We start from the raw sequence: 18,398 nt of genomic DNA, 5'->3' as shown, positions 1-18,398 counted from the left end.
TAGTTTATACAGATTTTTGAGAGTATGAATTTTAAATTTCTAGGTAGAAAGTAAATTTAAGCGCTAGGTTGTCAGAAAATTGAGGCAAATGATAGGCGCCGTATCGATAGGTCGCGCTAATTCCAAAACCGTAAATTAATTTATTTAATTCAAAACCAGATTCTGTATAACCTTTATTAAGTCTCTTAAAATCGATATTAAGGTGATCTCCTATATCATTGAAGTCGCCAATAGCATATCGCGAGGTAATTACTAATTCTGGGTTGAGCCAAGAAGTTATATGAAATGGCGCAAAATTATGACGCATTTGTAGCGTCGCGATACGATCAGAGAAAAACTCATTAAAGTACATGGTCTCAAAACTATTTCTGCCTGCTACAGAGAACCGTTGTAGTACTTCATCTTTAGTAGGTGCGTTGGGATAAGCATGAAATAAATGACTTAACGGTACGTCACCACTTGCATAATGACCTTCTAATAAAAATGCTGTTTTAGAACCGTTTATTCTATTGATGGTATAAGACGCTTTACCAGAAAATTTTAAATAATTAAAGTCGCTGTCTAATAATCCTTGAATTCCCTTAGTGACTTGCCCACTTAAAATTGGATATCCTTTTGTTGTTTCTTGGTATCCTTTAGGTGTTTTCATGAATTCACTTTTTGGGCTCCAACGGGCAGCAATTGTTGCCTCAGCTAACACATAGTTGATAAATGGATTATCATCAGGTGCAAACACATAATTTGTGGTTTGTGAAATACGCTTTCGCGAAAGCGAGAACTCACTAATCACAGATGGAAATAAGCGTTGTTGTAATGATACACCGTATTCTTTGTATAGATAAAATGTAGGAATGTTAATGAGTCGTGGTTCAAATAGTGAGTAAACTCTAGCGTCAGTTAGAAATCTAGCTCCTGCAAACTCATTAATATCATCTGTTTTATAGGCGCTAATCCATGTGTTGTTTTCTTCACTAATTCTATAACCTAAAGTAATATTATGTTTAAATACCTTGTCTTTGGTCCCAAAGGCGCCGTAGCCACTCACTCGCCATTTCTCAGAAAATTTATCGTTGGTCGTGCCACCTACACCTATTCTGAAGGCTTCGTATTCATTAAATTTTATAAGGTATTTAAGGTCTATATCAAAGAAGCCTACCGGATAATAACCTACCTTAAACTTTTCTATGACTTCAAGTTTCCGTGTTACTTTCTCAGCCATTACGATGCTGTCTAGCTGCATGAAGTTAGCGAGTTCTTGAGTTGTAAAAGGTTCTTCATTGCGATAGGTGTCCCAATAATTGAGTGGTTTATCAATGGAGGTTTCTGGGATTTCAATGGAAACTCCTTTTTGACCAAAATTAACCTTGCGGTTAGTTTTAAAGTTTTTTTGATACCTTTTCATTATGAGATAAAGCTCATCGGTCTCACTATCAATATCTTTTTGCTTGCGTGTTCCTACCTCAAAACGACCACCAAAAAGCTCAATTTCTTTAATGTTATTTGTCTTTTTTATGAATAACTCACTATAGGAACAATACCATAGATGGTGTAAGGAGTCATAAACAAAATCATGTTTGGTCTCAACTCTTAAGTCCTTATAGATATTATAATGAGCTTTTGCAATGGCTTTAGTTTCTTGGTCTATATAAAGAGTGCCTGATAGGGTAGAGATAGATGTTTCAATAGGGGCAAATCCTATAATATTAATCTTTCTATTTTCAATTAAAGTGTCACCTATCGTTTCATAATTATAACTATTGAGCCCATTATTAGAAATAGGATTGATATAATGCTGGTCAAAAACAACATAGGTGTCTTGATATAAATTGCGTGATTGAAAATTGATGTTATAGATAGGGTAAACCGGTGTTTCAAAACCAGGCATAAAAGCCGCCGTGATAAGTTCTTTAAAACCTTGGGATTGATCGTTTACGATGTCAGATGTTTTTTCAGATAAAAAAACTCCTGTTTTAAGTAATGTTCTCCTTAGTTCTGTCTTTTTATAGCCGGAACCCGTAATAGCTTCGGGATTACCTGCTATCTTAAGGTTTTCATAGCTATCGTACTGAAAGGTGTTTAAAGTCTCTAAAGGGTTGTTTACATCCTTATTCTCAATACAAGTTTTAATTATTTCTAATGCAGGCGTCACATCTTTTTGTGCTTGAACAACGATGCTTAAAAAAAGAAAAGAAATAAAAGGCCAGTACCTCATTGAGAACATTAATATAATACTTAACTAAGTAACGATAAAAATACAAGAAGCATATGCCCTAATAAAGAATCTTATTACTTATTTAGAAATTTATCAATCAAAAAAAACGCCAGCGAAATAGCTGGCGTTTTAATACAAAAAGCATGTATTTATACTTTCATAATTTCTGCTTCTTTGACCGTTACGATTTTATCAATCTTAGCGATATAAGCATTAGTAAGTTCTTGTACCTCTTCTTCAGATGTTTTTAATAAATCTTCTGATAAACCAAGCTTTTTCAAATCATTCATGGCAGTTTTACGATCGTTACGAACACCAATTTTGGCATCTTCACCTTCACTTTTAGATTGCTTTGCAAGATCTATACGTCTTTCTTCAGTTAATGCTGGTACGTTGATAATAACGCTTTCTCCATTATTCATAGGATTTAAACCTAGGTTAGCATACATGATACCTTTTTCAATCTCTGTAATCATGCCTTTCTCCCATGGAGTGACGGTGATGGTTCTGGCATCTGGAGCAGCAACATTTGCTACTTGTCCTAAAGGTGTCTGGCTACCATAATAGTCTACAAATACACTACCTAGCATTGCTGGACTAGCTTTACCAGCACGGATATTTAATAATTGCTTTTCAAGATGTACAATGGCAGAATCCATTCCTTCTTTACAAGCATCTATAACTAGTTCTAATTCTTCGTTCATAGCTCAAATTTATACTTAACGGTTAGCAAATATATTGCCACTATTTATAATTGTACTCTCGTTCCTATATTTTCACCACTTAAAACCTTCATCAAATTACCTTTCTTGTTCATGTCGAAAACGATGATCGGCAATTCATTCTCTTGACTTAATGTAAATGCTGTGGTGTCCATTACTTTTAATCCTTTACGTAAAACATCATCAAAGCTTATGAAGTCAAACTTAGTAGCATTATCATCTTTTTCTGGGTCTGCTGTGTAAATACCATCTACACGAGTACCTTTTAAAATAACGTCTGCTTCAATTTCTATGGCTCTTAATACAGCTGCGCTATCTGTCGTAAAATAAGGGTTACCTGTTCCTCCTCCAAAGATGACTACTCGACCTTTTTCTAGATGTCTCATCGCCTTACGACGTATAAAAGGTTCTGCTACTTCATTGATCTTAATTGCAGATTGTAATCTAGTAGGTATTCCAGCATCTTCAAGCGCGCTTTGCAAGGCAAGGCCATTAATTACAGTAGCAAGCATTCCCATATGGTCTCCTTGTACACGATCCATTCCTGCACTAGCGCCAGCAACACCTCTAAAGATATTACCACCACCTATAACGATAGCTACTTCTATCCCTTTGTCAATAGCTTTTTTAATTTCTTGAGCATATTCTGAAAGACGTTCTGGATCAATACCATATTGTCTATTTCCCATTAATGCTTCTCCGCTTAATTTAAGAAGGATGCGATTGTATTTCATAAGGTGTGTCTGAGGTTGTGCAAATATAAAGGAATTCCTTTTTGATTCAGAGTGCGATTTTAATCTTCGTGTTATTCTTGTTTAGTAATCTATTCTCTTTATTCGGGCCAGATCAATTTATAAAGTTCTCCGGCAACTTTTGCTTCATCATCTCCTAGTCTAACATTTACAGCTTCGCTAGTAAGGTAATAAACATCTTGGTCTTTCTGATTTTTGCCGTAATAGGCTATTGCTTCAATTTGCGCACCTTCGATAGGTAAATCTACTTTCTTAATTAGAGTGAAATTACCATCTTTAAATTTTAATTGAGCTATAAAAGGTTGAAGGCTTTGATTGTAACCACATAACAATACTGTGTCATTATTATTAAAAGCAGCATCAGTAACGAGGCCCTTAGTATTTATTGATTGATGGCTATTTAAAGACGTATCTTGATAAAGTGGTAAGCTGTAAATTGAAGTAGTAAAATTGATCCAGTCTTTTGAAAATAAATACATCACTTCATTTATGATGATTATAGCTTCTGCATCATAAGAATGTTGTTGATTACGTTGTTTAAAATCCGTTTGTGTTGAATATGTAATGGTAGATATGTCTATATCAATATCTTCTTGCCAAATGCCGTTTTTTATGACATTATAGATTTTTAAATCTTTTCTGTCACCTAGATTATTTCCGATATCGGCAATATGTATTGCGTTGTTTGACTGAGCGATTGCTTCCCAGTCGTGATTTGCAAGATAGTTGTATTTAATATAGTCTGTAATAATACCTGTAGTATCTAATTGATACAACATGGGCATATTACCAGAGTCATTATGAGTGATTAATTTACCGTCTATTATAATCAATCCAGAGCTTTCATTGATTGATGGTGGTAATTCACTTACCTTTTTAAATGTAAAAGATGTAGTGTCGGGCTTAGGTAGATTAGCGCAGCCAGTAACTGCTATTACGAGTAGTGGAATCAGGTATTTGAGCATGATACAAAGGTAAAAATAAGATAGATATAACTGTTTCGCTTTCGCGAAAGCAAAATTATAAACAAAAGAAATCCCATCTAAGTAAATCTTAGATGGGATTTTTAAAATTCTATTGAAAGCTTATTAAGCGATAGAAACTCTTTTGAATCCTACAACGCTAGCACCTTTAGACTCTACATATTGTGCAACAGTTTTGCTGTCGTCCATTATGAAATCTTGATCTAACAAAGCAAGTTCTTTATCTAAAGAAACGTTGTCAGAGATAAAACGTTCAAGTTTACCAGGGATAATACGATCCCAAATAGCTTCTGGTTTACCTTCAGCTTTTAATTCTTCTTCAAAACGTACTTTAGCCTCAGCTAGAGCAGTATCGGTAACTTGAGATCTTGAAATGAAAAGAGGGATATTTTTCAATGCCTTTCCTAAACGTCCGCGCTCGATGTTATCTTTTTCGATAGCAGCGATACGAGCTTCAGTTTCTGATTGTACAAAATCAGCATCAAAATCTTTGTAAGAAAGTGTCGTTGCTCCCATAGAAGCTACTTGCATAGAAACCGATTTTGCTACTTCACTTGAATTGTCAGATGCTGTAGAAAGTCCAGTTAAAGCACCAATTTTTCCACCGTGTACATATGCACCTACAAATGGAGCTTCAAATGCTTCAAAACCACCTATTTCTAATTTTTCACCTATTACACCTGTTTGCTCGATAAGTTTCTCAGCCACTGTCATACCATCAAAGCTTGCAGCAAGCAATTCTTCTTTAGTATTAGTGTTAAGAGCAACATCAGCAATTTTATTAGCTAGTGCAACGTAATCATCGTTTTTTGCAACAAAGTCAGTCTCACAGTTAAGTGAAATCATAACACCTCTAGTGTTGCTTTCATTTACTTTTGCAACTACTACACCTTCAGAAGAGTCACGGTCAGCACGCTTTGCAGCTACTTTTTGACCTTTTTTTCTTAGGATTTCAATTGCTTTTTCAAAATCACCTTCAGCTTCTACAAGGGCTTTTTTACAGTCCATCATACCAGCACCAGTGGTCTTTCTTAATTTTCCTACTTCAGCAGCGGTTATTTTTGCCATGTTGAAAATATTTTAGATTCTGGATTCCCAGAGATTATGATTTATTCTTCTTCTTCAGTATTTACAGCCTCTTTTGCTGCTTTTGCAGTCTTTTCAGCTTTTGCTGCTTTAGCATCCTTCTCAGCCTTTTCAGCTTTTGCTGCCTCGTTGTTCTTTTCGTTCTTACGATCTTCAAGACCAGCTTTAATAGCTTCGGCGGCAGAGTTTACTATAATATCGATAGATTTTGATGCATCATCATTTGATGGTATAACATAATCGATATCACGAGGATTTGCGTTAGTATCAGCCATTGCAAAAATAGGAATACCTAATTTCAATGCTTCTTTAACAGCGATGTGCTCACGTACAGTGTCAACGATGAAAAGTGCTGCTGGCATACGAGTCATGTCTACAATAGAACCTAAGTTCTTTTCTAGTTTAGCTCTCATACGGTCTACTTGTAAACGTTCTTTTTTAGAAAGAGTTTCATAACGACCATCTTTTTTCATGCGATCTACAAGAGCCATTTTCTTAACAGCTTTACGGATTGTTACAAAGTTTGTAAGCATTCCACCTGGCCATCTTTCAGTGATATAAGGCATGTTAGCATCACCTGCATGTTGTGCAACGATGTCTTTTGCTTGCTTTTTAGTAGCAACAAAAAGAATCTTGCGACCAGATGCAGCGATTTTACGTAAAGCATCATTAGCCTCATTCAGCTTAGCTTTAGTTTTGTAAAGGTTGATGATGTGAATCCCGTTACGCTCCATATAAATATATGGTGCCATATTTGGATCCCATTTGCGTGTAAGGTGACCGAAGTGGACACCTGCGTCAAGAAGATTCTTGACTTCTGTGTTATTTGCCATGTTTAGATAGTTTACGTTCTGTCAGATAGCAATGATTAAGTGGTCATTTCAATAGAATTGAAAATCGCCATAATCATTTAGATGCTAAACTAGGTCCCGACGGCAATCGGGATGACAGCAAATTAAAAATTAAAAAAATATAAGAACAAATCCCATTTGATTGTGAAACCAAATGGGATGATAATTTCTTTGCAGTATTAACGCTTAGAGAATTGGAATTTCTTCCTTGCTTTCTTCTGACCAAATTTCTTACGTTCTACCATTCTTGGGTCACGTGTCATAAGGCCTTCAGGTTTCAATACTAGACGATTCTCTTCGTCGATCTCTACTAGAGCTCTAGAAAGTGCAAGACGTATAGCCTCTGCTTGTCCAGTGATTCCACCACCATATACGTTTACTTTTACGTCATATGTTCCAGTAGTTTCAGTTAAAGCAAACGGTTGGTTTACTTTATATTGAAGAGTACCAGTTGTGAAGTAATCTTTAAGGTCTTTATTGTTTATAGTGATATTACCTTCTCCATCGCTAAGGTATACACGAGCTACGGCAGTTTTTCTTCTACCTATTTTGTGTAATGTTTCCATCTTACTTGATCTCGTTTAAGTTGATAGTCGTAGGTTGTTGTGCGTCTTGACCGTGTTCAGCGCCGCTGTACACTTTTAAGTTACGGAATATTGCTGCTCCTAATTTGTTTTTAGGTAACATTCCTTTCACAGCTTTTTCAACTACTCTTGTAGGGTCTTTATCGTAAAGCTCCTGAGCAGTAAGGCTGCGCTGCCCACCTGGATAACCTGTGTGGCGTATGTAAGTCTTCTCAGACCACTTATTACCAGAAAGCTTCACCTTGTCAGCATTTATCACAATTACATTGTCTCCACAATCTACGTGTGGAGTGAAATTTGTCTTATATTTTCCTCTTAATAGTTTTGCAACTATTGAAGACATACGACCTAGTGGCTGGTCTGCTGCATCTACAAGTACCCATTCTTTGTTTACTGTAGCGCTATTAGCAGAAACTGTTTTGTAACTTAACGTATTCACTTTGAACCTGTTTTAAATTGTAACGATTTCAATGGTTAAAATCGGGCTGCAAATGTATGATTTTATATTTGATTGACAAGCAGTGAGATTCAAAAAAAATAAAGTTGTTCTTCACTTTTAATTGTTTTGCTCTTCTTTTTTCATTTTAATATTACGTTTTGTAATATCGCTACGATGTCTCGATGTCAATAGATTCAAGGGTTGTGCTGTGCTAATTGCTTCAAAAATAGTACATTATTATAATTTGTTATCTTTAACAAAAATAATAATGATGAAAAAATTAATTTTTCCCTTAATCGCTATATTATTTGCTTTCACGGCTTGTACTAATGATGAAAATCAATCAATTAATAATAATGCAGCTCTTGTTGGTAATTATGTGTTAAGTACGCTTACAGCCGATGTTGCTGTTGATTTAAATCAAGATATGATCCCAAATATGGAATTAACTAATGAAACTAATTGTTTTGATAGCATGGCGATTAGCTTTAATGCAGATGGTACTTTTACATCTACAATTGCAGAGGTTAGTTTTGATGCTTCTAATAATTTAGTTTGTAATACAAATGTTGAAAGCGGTACTTATTCTTATGCAAACGGTACTTTAACAATCACGGTTAATGTTAATGGAGGAACAGCTACAGAATCTCAACAAGTTCTACTTACCACATCTACCTTATCATTTAATGTTGATGATAATGACGTTGCGCAATATTTTAGTGGAGCGGCAGGTACTCCTGCTAGTGGTATTATGAGTTTAGATTTCGTTTACAACAAAATCTAACATCTTCATTAGTAGACTGAGAAGGTCACTAACTTAAAAGTCCATAATCTAGAAACATTTTCTTAATTATGGACTTTTTGTTAGAATTACTTTTATTCAGAGATGGTTACGCCTTTCCAAAAAGCTACATATCCTTCAATTTCTTTTGCAGCGTGTTTGGTGTCTGGATAATACCATGCAGCATCCTTATTTGTTTCTCCGTTTACCTCTAAAGTGTAATAACTAGCTAGTCCTTTCCAAGGACAGTTAGATTGAGTGTTGCTGTTTTTAAAATACTCATTTTTTATACTGTTTTTAGGGAAGTAGTGATTGTTTTCAATAACTTTAGTATCGTTACTTTCGGCAATAATTTGATTATTCCAGATGGCTTTCATAAACTTTTATTTTTTTATTTTAAATAAATAATCCTTGAAGAGCTTTTGATGATCTTCATAAATCTTTTCAATTTCTAAACCTGATTTATTTGCTAACCACTCTACGGTATCGTCATCATATTTTTGAGATATTTCACAGTGTATAGTTTCCCATTTTTTGAAAGTAGTCTTTAGTTGTAATCTTTTAATTTCTACAACACAAGGTTCTGTTGCTATCAGGTAGCTTTTTGCAGTGCCTGTTTCTGGGTCGTAAGATTCCCAATGTTCAAAGTTGTTGACTGGAAAGTCTCCGTCCATTTCTTTATTGATACGATGTAATAAGTTGCGATTAAACTCTTGAGTCACTCCTTGAGAATCGGCATATGCATGCTGAATTGTTAATGGGTCTTTCTTTTGGTCAAACCCCATAAAAAGAAAATCTTGGTCAGACATTACGTCTTTGATTTTTATCAAAAAATCTATTGCTTGAGGATGGTCAAGGTTACCTATGTTAGAGCCTAAAACGATAATGACTTTAGGTCTTTTGTTGTATGTGGCTAGTCTTTCTAGGACTTTAAAATATGTTCCTTGTTCTCCTTGTACTTCTAGATCTGGTAATAATGTGGTGAGAGAGTTAGTTAAATCATCAATTGCGTGTTGACTTATATCTATTGGTATGTATGTAAAGTCTACTTTGTTTGTTACTAGTTCTTTTAATAATACTTTAGTTTTTTTACCATCTCCGGCACCTAACTCGATCAGATCAAACGCTCCATGAGTGTTAAAAACCTTTCTTAAGTTATCCTTATGAGTATCGATAATATTGTATTCTGCCTCGGTAAGGTAATATTCTGGAAGAGCCATGATTTGTTGAAATAATTCATCACCGCGGTCATCATAAATGTATTTGGAACTTAAAAATTTAGGAAATGCTTTTAGCCCTTCTGTTACGTGATTTTCAAATTCTAATTGAAATGTTTCTTGCTTTGTCATATAGATTGTGCGAGTCTCAAACTCGTAAATTGCCATCTTAAATTAGGATGAAAAAAGTTTCTGTAAGTTGATCTTGTGTGATTGTTAGGAGTAGCGACAGAGCTACCTCTAAGCACCTTCTGGTTCACCATAAATTTACCATTATATTCTCCTAGGGCACCATCAGGTTTTTGGTAATTAGGGTAAGGTAGGTAAGCGCTTTCTGTCCATTCCCATCTTTTTCCCCAACTAAATTTTTGTTGTGCGGCTTCCCATTCAAACTCAGTAGGTAGTCGCATGCCTCTCCATTGTGCAAAGGCAAATGCTTCATAGTAGGATACATGAGTAATAGCACTAGATTTATCTATACCAGTAATACCATTCAAAGTGTATTGATTCCATTGATTGTTTTCTTCAAACCAATACATAGGTGCGCATATATTGTTTTTTTGAACCCAATCCCAGCCTTCTGTGTGCCATAGCATTACATTTGCGTAGCCGCCATCATTAATAAAGTCTATCCATTCTCCGCAAGTAACTAACTCGCTAGATATTTGATATGCTTCTAGAAATATGCGATGGCGTGGTTGCTCATTATCATAGCAAAACTCCTTTTTAGAATGTCCTACTTCATAGATTTGCGCTGGCATCTCAAGCCATTTAGGAGTTTTATTATTTATGAATACTTCATCCTCTATGTTTCCGTACACAGGTGATAAAGGGTTATTACCTAATATATATTTAATATCAGTGAGTAATAGTTCTTGGTGTTGTTTTTCGTGATGAATACCTATTTCTAGTACTGGGATCAGGTCCTCGTTCCAGTGATTTTCAATAAGCTGTGCCATGTGCTTTGTAACATATGCGCGATATTCATAAACTTCATCCACACTAGGTCTTGATAGGTTTCCTCGGTCTGTGCGTACAACACGAGCACCTATACTTTCATAATAGCTATTAAATACATAAGCATATTGACTATGAAATCTTTTATAATCAGCAAGGTATCCGTCTAATAAGAATTCCTCAAAAAACCAGGTTGTGTGTCCTAAGTGCCATTTAGGTGGCGATACATCTACTATAGGTTGCACTACATAGTCTTCTTTTTGCAATGGTTTGCATAAAGCTTCTGTATGCTTTCTAGTGTCTAAAAACAGTTTAAGAAGATTTTCTTTTGAATTCATTCTCTCAAAGTTAAAAGTAATTTTCAAAAGTCTAGCAAACTAATAGGATTTTGTGAAATAGTTAGGATGTTTATGATGTCGCTTTCGCGTAAGCGTGCTTAATCAAGGCTTTCGGTTGCGTCTATCATAGTCTTTAAACTCTGCCTTGTTGCCAGCAAATCTTGCAATCAACCCTATGACTAGTGCAAGTAAACCAATACCTCTAAAAATCCATCGCCATGGAATCTCTTTTGAAGATTGATGATTGCGATTATCTTGCTCTTGCATTTGCTTTAAGAGCTTCTCCATGTTCTTGCGTTGTTCTATCTGTAATTTATAATTACTTTGAGATAGAGTAGTGGTCTTAGATTTTCCCTTAAGATTTAAGTGGATAGGTGATACAACTAATTTTGCACTAGCTGGTATTTCTATTGATTTATCTCTATAAATCTTGCGGTGAAACAATGTATTGTTAGTAGGGTCATAAAGCTCTACTAGGAACTTAGTAAGTGATTTGTGAGCGTCCCAACTTGCTGTAGCCATTCCTGGATCAGAAGATATCATTTTTAAATCAACTACATAAAAGCTGGGTGAATCCTTGTATTCTGTATCATCAATTTCCAAAAAATCTTCATATGCAGGGTCGGTATCTTGGGCAATTGTAAAAGTTGAAACAAAAAATAATAGTAGAATTATCGATTTCATACTATATAGCAACGGCACCTTTAATTGCTGGATGCGGATCATAGTTCTCTAATGTAAAGTCATCAAATGTGAAATTGAAAATATCTTTGATATCTGGATTCATTTTCATAATGGGTAGTGCGCGAGGTTCTCTAGACAGTTGTAATTTGACTTGCTCCATGTGGTTTGAGTATATATGAACATCGCCAAAAGTGTGAATAAAATCACCATATTCAAAACCGCATACCTGTGCCATCATCATGGTAAATAAGGCATAACTGGCAATATTAAAAGGAACGCCTAAAAAAACATCAGCACTACGTTGATAGAGTTGACAACTCAGCTTATTGTCTGATACATAAAATTGAAAAAAGGCATGACATGGCGGTAGTGCTGCCTTTCCATTTGCCACGTTTTCAGAAAAGCTAACGCTAGTGTCTGGCATGACGCTTGGATTCCAGGCGCTTACCATCATACGACGGCTATTAGGATTGTTTTTTAGTGTGTGAATTATATCTTTAATTTGATCAATGTCTTCGTTATTCCAGTTGCGCCATTGATGTCCGTAAACAGGTCCTAAATCGCCGTTTTCATTTGCCCATTCATTCCAGATACGCACACCATTATCTTGTAAATATTTTATGTTTGTATCACCAGTAAGAAACCATAATAACTCGTGAATTATCGATTTAAGGTGTAATTTTTTAGTGGTAACCATGGGAAAGCCTTCTTGCAGGTTAAACCTCATTTGATAACCGAAAACGCTTCTCGTTCCGGTACCTGTGCGATCACCTTTATCGGTTCCTTCATTTAATATGTGTTGTAGTAAATCGTGATACTGTTTCATTTTTTCCTGCTTGAATTATAGAATAAAAGAATGACTCTATGTAGGGTACAAAATAGGAGAATTAATTATCCAATCTACTGAAAAATAAATTTAAAAATAAAAACTTTATCAACGGGTTTTAAAACTATCCTTCTACTTTTTGAAAGGTGTTAGCCCAGGCAATAGCGCTTTCTACATTTTTAAATAAACCAAAAGAGCCAGAGTATAATTGTTGTTCTTCAACTGCGCGCTCTATTTCATTTTCATGAGGTGATACTATGGCAATCCCTACTAGTTTTTTAGGATTTACTAGTTTATACACAGATAAATCAATATTATGTGAAAAAGCTCGATTAGCAATGTATACAAATTGTTTGCCTGTAAAATACTTGTTCAAGTCGTTAAGAATAGTTTTTGCTTCTGTGGTGCCAATATTAATTTGGTCATTTATAATACCAATTACATAATTGTCAAAACAATAAAGATTGCCAAAATCATATTGAAAATGGTGGTTTGCATGTGTAATATGATCAGATGGTAACATAACTTTAAACCAAATTTTAGGTAAGCAAAGTTATTAAAATTTTCTTAAAAAATCATTTCTTGTTTAAGAAGTGCCCTTGTAATAGGATTAAAGGTTTAAATATTTAAGCAGTTGTTGTAATCTTAATTATCCAAAAAGCATTCCTGCAATAGTTGCTGTAAGTAATGCGGCACAAGTACCGCCTATTAAAGCTTTGATACCAAAAGCAGCTAATGTTTTGCGTTGACTAGGAGCTAATACACCTATTCCTCCTATTTGAATACCTATAGAAGCAAAGTTTGCAAAACCACAAAGAGCATATGTCGATATAACTATAGATCGATAGTTAGTCAACACGCCTGCGGCTTTTAATTTACTTAATGAAGCATATGCAAAGAATTCATTAAGAATTGTTTTCTCACCTAATAACTGACCTACGGCTACAATATCTGCAGCAGGCACACCTATAATCCATGCAATTGGGGCAAATAAATTACCTAAAATATATTGCATGGAGAATTTTTGATAACGTCCATCAGTAGCGTCCACTATTAAATCGTTAAGTCCGCTAGGTGCACCTATAAGATCCCCTAGAAACCAGTTGACTACAGCGATAATTGCGGTAAATACTAATAGCATGGCACCTACGTTAACAGCAAGTTTAAGACCATCTGTTGTTCCTCTTGAGATAGCGTCTAGAACGTTGGAACCTATTTTTTCTTTAGAGATATCTAGTTTGCGGTCTATTTTATCTGTGTCTGTTTCAGGGAAAAGCATTTTTGCCATCACAATTGCAGCTGGAGCACTCATAATAGATGCTGTTATCAAGTGTCTAGCAAATTCTGCTTTAGCTATGGGATCTGTACCACCTAGAAATTCGATAAAGGCAGCAAGAACTCCACCGGCTATAGTAGCCATTCCACCAACCATTAAGCAAAGAATTTCTGATTTTGTCATTTTGTCTAAGTATGGCTTTACTACTAATGGAGCTTCCGTCTGACCGATGAAAATATTTGCTGCTGCAGCAAGGGATTCTGCACCACTTAAACGCATGGTTTTACTCATAACCCAAGCAAATACATAAACGATTTTTTGTAAAATACCTAGATAATAAAGTAATAAAGTAATGAAGTAAATGCTGAAAAGAAAACGATTGTAGGTAACACTTTAAAAGCAAATATGTAACCCATACTTTGAGATGGATCTACAAGATTTCCAAAAACAAACTGAGCTCCTTCTTCTGCTACTGCTAGAAATTCTACAACTTTCTCTGCAATCCATTGAAAAACGGCTGCAACTTCTTCCACTAATAAAAATAAGGTTGCAAAAATTATTTGTAAACTAATGCCGATAATGACTAATCGCCAATCTATTTTTCTTCTATTGGCACTAAAAGCAAATCCTATTCCCAGTAAAAATGCGATCCCGATAAGTCCTCTGTAAATACTTTCAAAGGTCACATTAGGTTCAGTGACGTTAGAAATTGAAATGTTATTTGTAGTTATTTCTTGAATCACAGTGTTGCTGGACGATGGCAATACTGCTTGCGCTGTAAAAGAGATAAATAATAATAAAACACTCAAACACACATTGCGTTGAGAAAGTATGGATGGCAGATTCATTATCGTTTTGATATTTCATCACGCAGTCGCGCGGCTAGTTCATAATTTTCATTCGATACAGCATCATCTAGCATTTTGTGTAATTCTTTAACGCTTAAATGGCTGTAATTATCTTCCTCATCGTGATGCTCAGTATTGATTAGTTCTTCAATGAACTCATCATTGCTTAGATCTAGAGGATCTTCTTGTAATTCTTTATCGGGTCTGATGTGTGATTGTACACCGGCCTCGTCTAGGATGTTTTCATAGGTAAAAACAGGAGCTTTGAATCTTACAGCAAGTGCAATCGCATCACTTGTTCTTGCATCTATAATTTCTTCAATTTTATCTCTCTCACAAATAAGGCTTGAGAAAAAAACACCATCCACTAGTTTGTGAATAATAACTTGCTTTACAATTATACCAAAACGTTCTCCAAAAGTTTTAAAAAGATCATGAGTAAGTGGCCTAGGTGGACTTATTTCTTTCTCAAGTGCTATAGCAATGCTTTGTGCTTCAAAAGCACCTATTACTATAGGAAGCTGTCGATCGCCACCTACTTCTTTGAGAACTAGTGCATAAGCACCGTTTTGTGTCTCGCTGTATGATATACCGCGTATGTTAAGTCGTTTTAGACTCATAGAGTTACACCCTTTATAAATGAAAAAAGCTGTGCAAAAATGAGTGTTTTTCTCATAATGCACAGCCTTAAAGCTAACAAATTATTAAGAATTAAGCATTTGCTGCTTTGAATGCTTTTAATTTTTCAATTAAAGCAGGTACTACTTCAAAAGCATCGCCTACGACACCATAGTCTGCAGCCTTAAAAAACGGCGCTTCTGGGTCAGTGTTGATAACTACTTTTACTTTTGATGAACTAACACCTGCGAGGTGTTGAATCGCTCCAGAGATTCCTATAGCAATATAAAGATTAGTGGCTACTGGTTTACCAGTTTGACCTACGTGTTCTCCATGAGGTCTCCATCCCATATCGCTTACAGGCTTAGAACAAGCTGTTGCTGCTCCTAGAACTTCTGCAAGTTCTTCTACCATTCCCCAGTTTTCAGGTCCTTTAAGACCACGTCCTGCACTCACTACGACATCTGCATCTGCAATACTTACTTTATCAGTGGCTTTATCTACAGATTGAACCTGTACTTTAAAGTCATCATCACTTAATGTAGGTGTAAAAGCTTCTGTGCTACAATCTGTAGTGTTTTCTTTTAAACCGTAAGAATTATTTGCAAGACCTACCAGTTTGTTTGCAGTAGAGATTTCAGTCATTGCAAACGCTTTGTTTGTGAAGACTGATCTTTTAACAGTGAATGGACTAGTTGATGCAGGTAATTCCATCACATTAGTTGCATATCCTGCTTCTAGGTGTACACTTAATAAAGCGCCTAGGTATTTAGAATTTGCGCTTGAGCTTATGATTACGGTCGTTGCTCCTTCAGCTTTTGCTGCTTGTGCAATCGCGTCTGCATAGGCAGCTGCATTAAATTTTTCAAGTTTTGAGTCTGTTACGTTAAGTTGTTTAGAAACTCCATAAGTTCCTAAATCACCAGCGCCATTGGCATTAAATGATATAGCTGTAACTGATGTTCCTAACTGGTCTGCGATGCCTTTTCCATAGCTCGCAACTTCATAAGCTGCTTTCTTAAAAGAGCCGCCTTCTGATTCTGTATATACTAATACTGACATAGTTATAATATTTTTAGTAGAGCATGATGCTCTTTACTTGTTAATGATAATGTTATTTCGCTTTCGCGAAAGCATAATTAGAATAGATCTATTATATCGCTTTTGCCTCGTTGTGTAACAAGTCAATAAGTTGATCTAGATTATCTGCAGCTACTAATTTCACATCTCCTTTAGGAGCAGGCTTCTCAAAAGAAACTGTCTTTGTTTCTGTAGCTGTTGCTACAGATGGCACCACATTTAATGGTTTTTTACGAGCCATCATGATTCCACGCATGTTAGGAATTCTTAGGTCGCTTTCTTCCACAAGACCTTTCTGTCCACCGATGATAAGAGGTAGTGTTGCGTTTACAGTTTCTTTACCGCCATCTATTTCTCTAGTTGCAGTCGCGGTACTACCGTCTACCTCTAGCGATATACAAGTGTTTACAAAACTAGCACCTGTCATGGCAGCTACCATTCCTGGTACCATACCACCATTGTAGTCTATTGATTCACGTCCAGCAATGACTAGGTCATAACCGCCGTTTTTTACAACTGCTGCAAGTTCTTGAGCAACGGCATAACCGTCTAACGCAGGTGCGTCAACACGTGTTGCACTATCTGCACCTATCGCAAGGGCTTTTCTAAGAGTAGGTTCAACTTCTGATCCACCTACTGTTACAACTTCCACACTAGCGCCTTGTTTTTCTTTAAACCACATGGCTCTAGTTAGACCAAATTCATCATTTGGGTTAATAACATATTGAACACCATTTGTGTCAAACTGAGTATTATTGTCAGTAAAATTAATCTTTGAAGTGGTATCTGGCACGTGGCTGATACAAACTAAAATCTTCATATTTCACGGTTTTATTATGAGTTTTCAAACGTTTGCGAAAATACGTAAAAAACACTAAAAAAACTATGCATGCATAATAAATTTAATGTCTTTTATGCTCTTAATCAGCATTAGAGACTTTTATTATATCAGTGTACTTGCTTTTTTAACGTAACCATAACGCAGTTACGAAAACGATTTCAATGACATAACGCACTTTTTTATAACCTCAAAGGGACATTTTTTATCTTAAAAATGTGGTGTGCTAAGGTTGGGTAAACTATTTTTGTTGTTCTTTTGTTATAAACAGTAGTATTTATGAAGACTATTCAATTCCGCGAGGCAATAGCCGAAGCAATGAGTGAAGAAATGCGCCGTGATGAGTCCGTTTATTTAATGGGTGAAGAGGTTGCAGAATATAATGGAGCTTATAAGGCTTCAAAAGGGATGCTAGACGAGTTTGGTGCAAAGCGTGTTATTGATACACCAATTGCAGAATTAGGTTTTGCAGGAATCGCTATAGGAAGTACCATGACTGGTAATAGACCGATAGTAGAGTATATGACCTTTAACTTTTCGCTAGTAGGAATTGATCAGATAATCAACAATGCTGCAAAAATTCGTCAGATGAGCGGTGGGCAATTTCCATGTCCTATTGTTTTCCGTGGCCCTACAGCTAGTGCTGGACAATTAGCTGCGACACACTCTCAGGCTTTTGAAAACTGGTTTGCAAACACACCAGGTCTTAAGGTAATTGTACCTTCAAACCCGTATGATGCAAAAGGTCTTTTAAAAGCAGCGATACGTGATGATGATCCAGTTATTTTTATGGAATCTGAACAAATGTATGGTGACAAAGGAGAAGTGCCAGAAGGTGAATATATCCTACCTATAGGTGTTGCTGAAATTAAAAGAGAAGGAACTGATGTCACAATCGTTTCTTTTGGTAAAATTATAAAAGAAGCATATAAAGCTGCAGACGAGCTTGAGAAAGATGGTATTTCTTGTGAGATTATCGACTTAAGAACAGTACGTCCGTATGATAAAGAGGCTATTTTAAAATCTGTTAAAAAGACCAATAGATTAGTTATTCTTGAAGAAGCGTGGCCGTTTGGTAACGTGTCCACTGAGATTTCTCACATGGTACAAGCAGAAGCATTTGATTATTTAGATGCGCCTATCTATAAGATTAATACACAAGATACTCCAGCACCGTACTCTCCAGTGTTATTTGCAGAGTGGTTGCCTAATCACACTCACGTTGTTGATGGAGTTAAGAAAGTGATGTACAAAAAGTAATTTGTAAATCAATAATTATAAAACCCATGGACATCGTTCATGGGTT

General features: G+C 35.7%; 21 protein-coding genes. 2 read left to right on the top strand and 19 right to left on the bottom strand.

The window, feature by feature from the left end; all coding sequences use genetic code 11:
- Positions 1–31: 31 nt before the first annotated feature.
- From R1T42_RS10130 to rplM, 8 genes are all read right to left on the bottom strand, one after another.
- Entirely contained in the window at positions 32–2,212 is a 2,181-nt protein-coding gene (locus R1T42_RS10130; RefSeq protein WP_317290255.1) for a DUF5686 family protein, read from the bottom strand.
- Between the two features lie 149 nt (positions 2,213–2,361).
- Complete coding sequence (gene frr / locus R1T42_RS10125) at positions 2,362–2,916, bottom strand: ribosome recycling factor (RefSeq protein WP_036584046.1); 555 nt, start codon at positions 2,914–2,916, stop codon at positions 2,362–2,364.
- Positions 2,917–2,960: 44 nt separating this feature from the next.
- On the bottom strand, positions 2,961–3,668 hold the full coding sequence (gene pyrH, locus R1T42_RS10120; RefSeq protein WP_036584047.1) for a UMP kinase: 708 nt from the start codon (positions 3,666–3,668) through the stop codon (positions 2,961–2,963).
- Positions 3,669–3,766: 98 nt separating this feature from the next.
- The gene (locus R1T42_RS10115) at positions 3,767–4,651 is read right to left on the bottom strand and encodes a T9SS C-terminal target domain-containing protein (protein ID WP_317290254.1); all 885 of its coding nucleotides are present in this window, start codon (positions 4,649–4,651) and stop codon (positions 3,767–3,769) included.
- A gap of 123 nt (positions 4,652–4,774) precedes the next feature.
- Entirely contained in the window at positions 4,775–5,737 is a 963-nt protein-coding gene (tsf, locus tag R1T42_RS10110) for a translation elongation factor Ts (RefSeq protein ID WP_036584051.1), read from the bottom strand.
- Positions 5,738–5,778: 41 nt separating this feature from the next.
- The gene (gene rpsB / locus R1T42_RS10105; protein ID WP_317290253.1) at positions 5,779–6,588 is read right to left on the bottom strand and encodes a 30S ribosomal protein S2; all 810 of its coding nucleotides are present in this window, start codon (positions 6,586–6,588) and stop codon (positions 5,779–5,781) included.
- A 197-nt stretch (positions 6,589–6,785) separates the two neighbouring features.
- Entirely contained in the window at positions 6,786–7,172 is a 387-nt protein-coding gene (gene rpsI / locus R1T42_RS10100; RefSeq protein ID WP_006796104.1) for a 30S ribosomal protein S9, read from the bottom strand.
- Position 7,173: 1 nt separating this feature from the next.
- Complete coding sequence (gene rplM / locus R1T42_RS10095; protein ID WP_036584058.1) at positions 7,174–7,629, bottom strand: 50S ribosomal protein L13; 456 nt, start codon at positions 7,627–7,629, stop codon at positions 7,174–7,176.
- A gap of 271 nt (positions 7,630–7,900) precedes the next feature.
- Here rplM and R1T42_RS10090 point away from each other — a divergent pair, with 271 nt between their 5' ends.
- On the top strand, positions 7,901–8,413 hold the full coding sequence (locus R1T42_RS10090) for a lipocalin-like domain-containing protein (RefSeq protein ID WP_317290252.1): 513 nt from the start codon (positions 7,901–7,903) through the stop codon (positions 8,411–8,413).
- Between the two features lie 92 nt (positions 8,414–8,505).
- On the opposite strand, the gene R1T42_RS10085 is transcribed toward R1T42_RS10090, so the two are convergent.
- The 11 genes from R1T42_RS10085 to R1T42_RS10035 form a co-directional block, all read right to left on the bottom strand.
- Positions 8,506–8,787 (bottom strand): DUF427 domain-containing protein, encoded by a 282-nt coding sequence (locus R1T42_RS10085; protein ID WP_036584064.1) that lies wholly within the window; start codon positions 8,785–8,787, stop codon positions 8,506–8,508.
- Positions 8,788–8,793: 6 nt separating this feature from the next.
- Positions 8,794–9,759 carry an L-histidine N(alpha)-methyltransferase gene (locus tag R1T42_RS10080; RefSeq protein WP_317290251.1) on the bottom strand — a complete coding sequence of 322 codons (966 nt, stop codon included), beginning with the start codon at positions 9,757–9,759 and terminating at the stop codon, positions 8,794–8,796.
- The gene (egtB, locus tag R1T42_RS10075) at positions 9,756–10,922 is read right to left on the bottom strand and encodes an ergothioneine biosynthesis protein EgtB (protein WP_317290250.1); all 1,167 of its coding nucleotides are present in this window, start codon (positions 10,920–10,922) and stop codon (positions 9,756–9,758) included. The genes R1T42_RS10080 and egtB overlap by 4 nt, the downstream gene beginning before the upstream one ends.
- Before the next feature lie 102 nt (positions 10,923–11,024).
- Positions 11,025–11,606, bottom strand: a complete 582-nt coding sequence (locus R1T42_RS10070; RefSeq protein WP_042247294.1) for a hypothetical protein — start codon at positions 11,604–11,606, stop codon at positions 11,025–11,027.
- 1 nt (position 11,607) lies between these two features.
- A complete protein-coding gene (locus R1T42_RS10065; protein WP_317290249.1) occupies positions 11,608–12,432 on the bottom strand; it encodes a thymidylate synthase in 825 nt (274 codons plus the stop codon).
- 124 nt (positions 12,433–12,556) lie between these two features.
- Positions 12,557–12,955 (bottom strand): thymidylate synthase, encoded by a 399-nt coding sequence (locus tag R1T42_RS10060; protein WP_317290248.1) that lies wholly within the window; start codon positions 12,953–12,955, stop codon positions 12,557–12,559.
- 126 nt (positions 12,956–13,081) lie between these two features.
- Positions 13,082–14,023 (bottom strand): NupC/NupG family nucleoside CNT transporter, encoded by a 942-nt coding sequence (locus R1T42_RS10055; protein WP_394805721.1) that lies wholly within the window; start codon positions 14,021–14,023, stop codon positions 13,082–13,084.
- A 14-nt stretch (positions 14,024–14,037) separates the two neighbouring features.
- Complete coding sequence (locus tag R1T42_RS10050; protein ID WP_317290246.1) at positions 14,038–14,556, bottom strand: Na+ dependent nucleoside transporter N-terminal domain-containing protein; 519 nt, start codon at positions 14,554–14,556, stop codon at positions 14,038–14,040.
- Positions 14,556–15,176, bottom strand: coding sequence for a bifunctional nuclease family protein (locus tag R1T42_RS10045; protein WP_036584079.1), 621 nt, complete (start codon positions 15,174–15,176; stop codon positions 14,556–14,558). Before R1T42_RS10045 ends, R1T42_RS10050 begins: the two co-directional genes overlap by 1 nt.
- Positions 15,177–15,267: 91 nt before the next feature.
- Entirely contained in the window at positions 15,268–16,236 is a 969-nt protein-coding gene (locus tag R1T42_RS10040; RefSeq protein WP_317290245.1) for an electron transfer flavoprotein subunit alpha/FixB family protein, read from the bottom strand.
- Between the two features lie 91 nt (positions 16,237–16,327).
- Positions 16,328–17,074, bottom strand: coding sequence for an electron transfer flavoprotein subunit beta/FixA family protein (locus R1T42_RS10035; protein WP_317290244.1), 747 nt, complete (start codon positions 17,072–17,074; stop codon positions 16,328–16,330).
- 297 nt (positions 17,075–17,371) lie between these two features.
- On the opposite strand from R1T42_RS10035, the gene R1T42_RS10030 reads away from it, so the two are divergent.
- Positions 17,372–18,352, top strand: a complete 981-nt coding sequence (locus R1T42_RS10030) for a pyruvate dehydrogenase complex E1 component subunit beta (RefSeq protein ID WP_006796092.1) — start codon at positions 17,372–17,374, stop codon at positions 18,350–18,352.
- Positions 18,353–18,398: the final 46 nt, after the last annotated feature.

Source organism: Nonlabens ulvanivorans (assembly GCF_032922765.1).
GTDB lineage: Bacteria > Bacteroidota > Bacteroidia > Flavobacteriales > Flavobacteriaceae > Nonlabens > Nonlabens ulvanivorans.
Note: the sequence above shows the minus strand (reverse complement) of the source record. Positions and strands in the feature narration are given on the sequence as shown.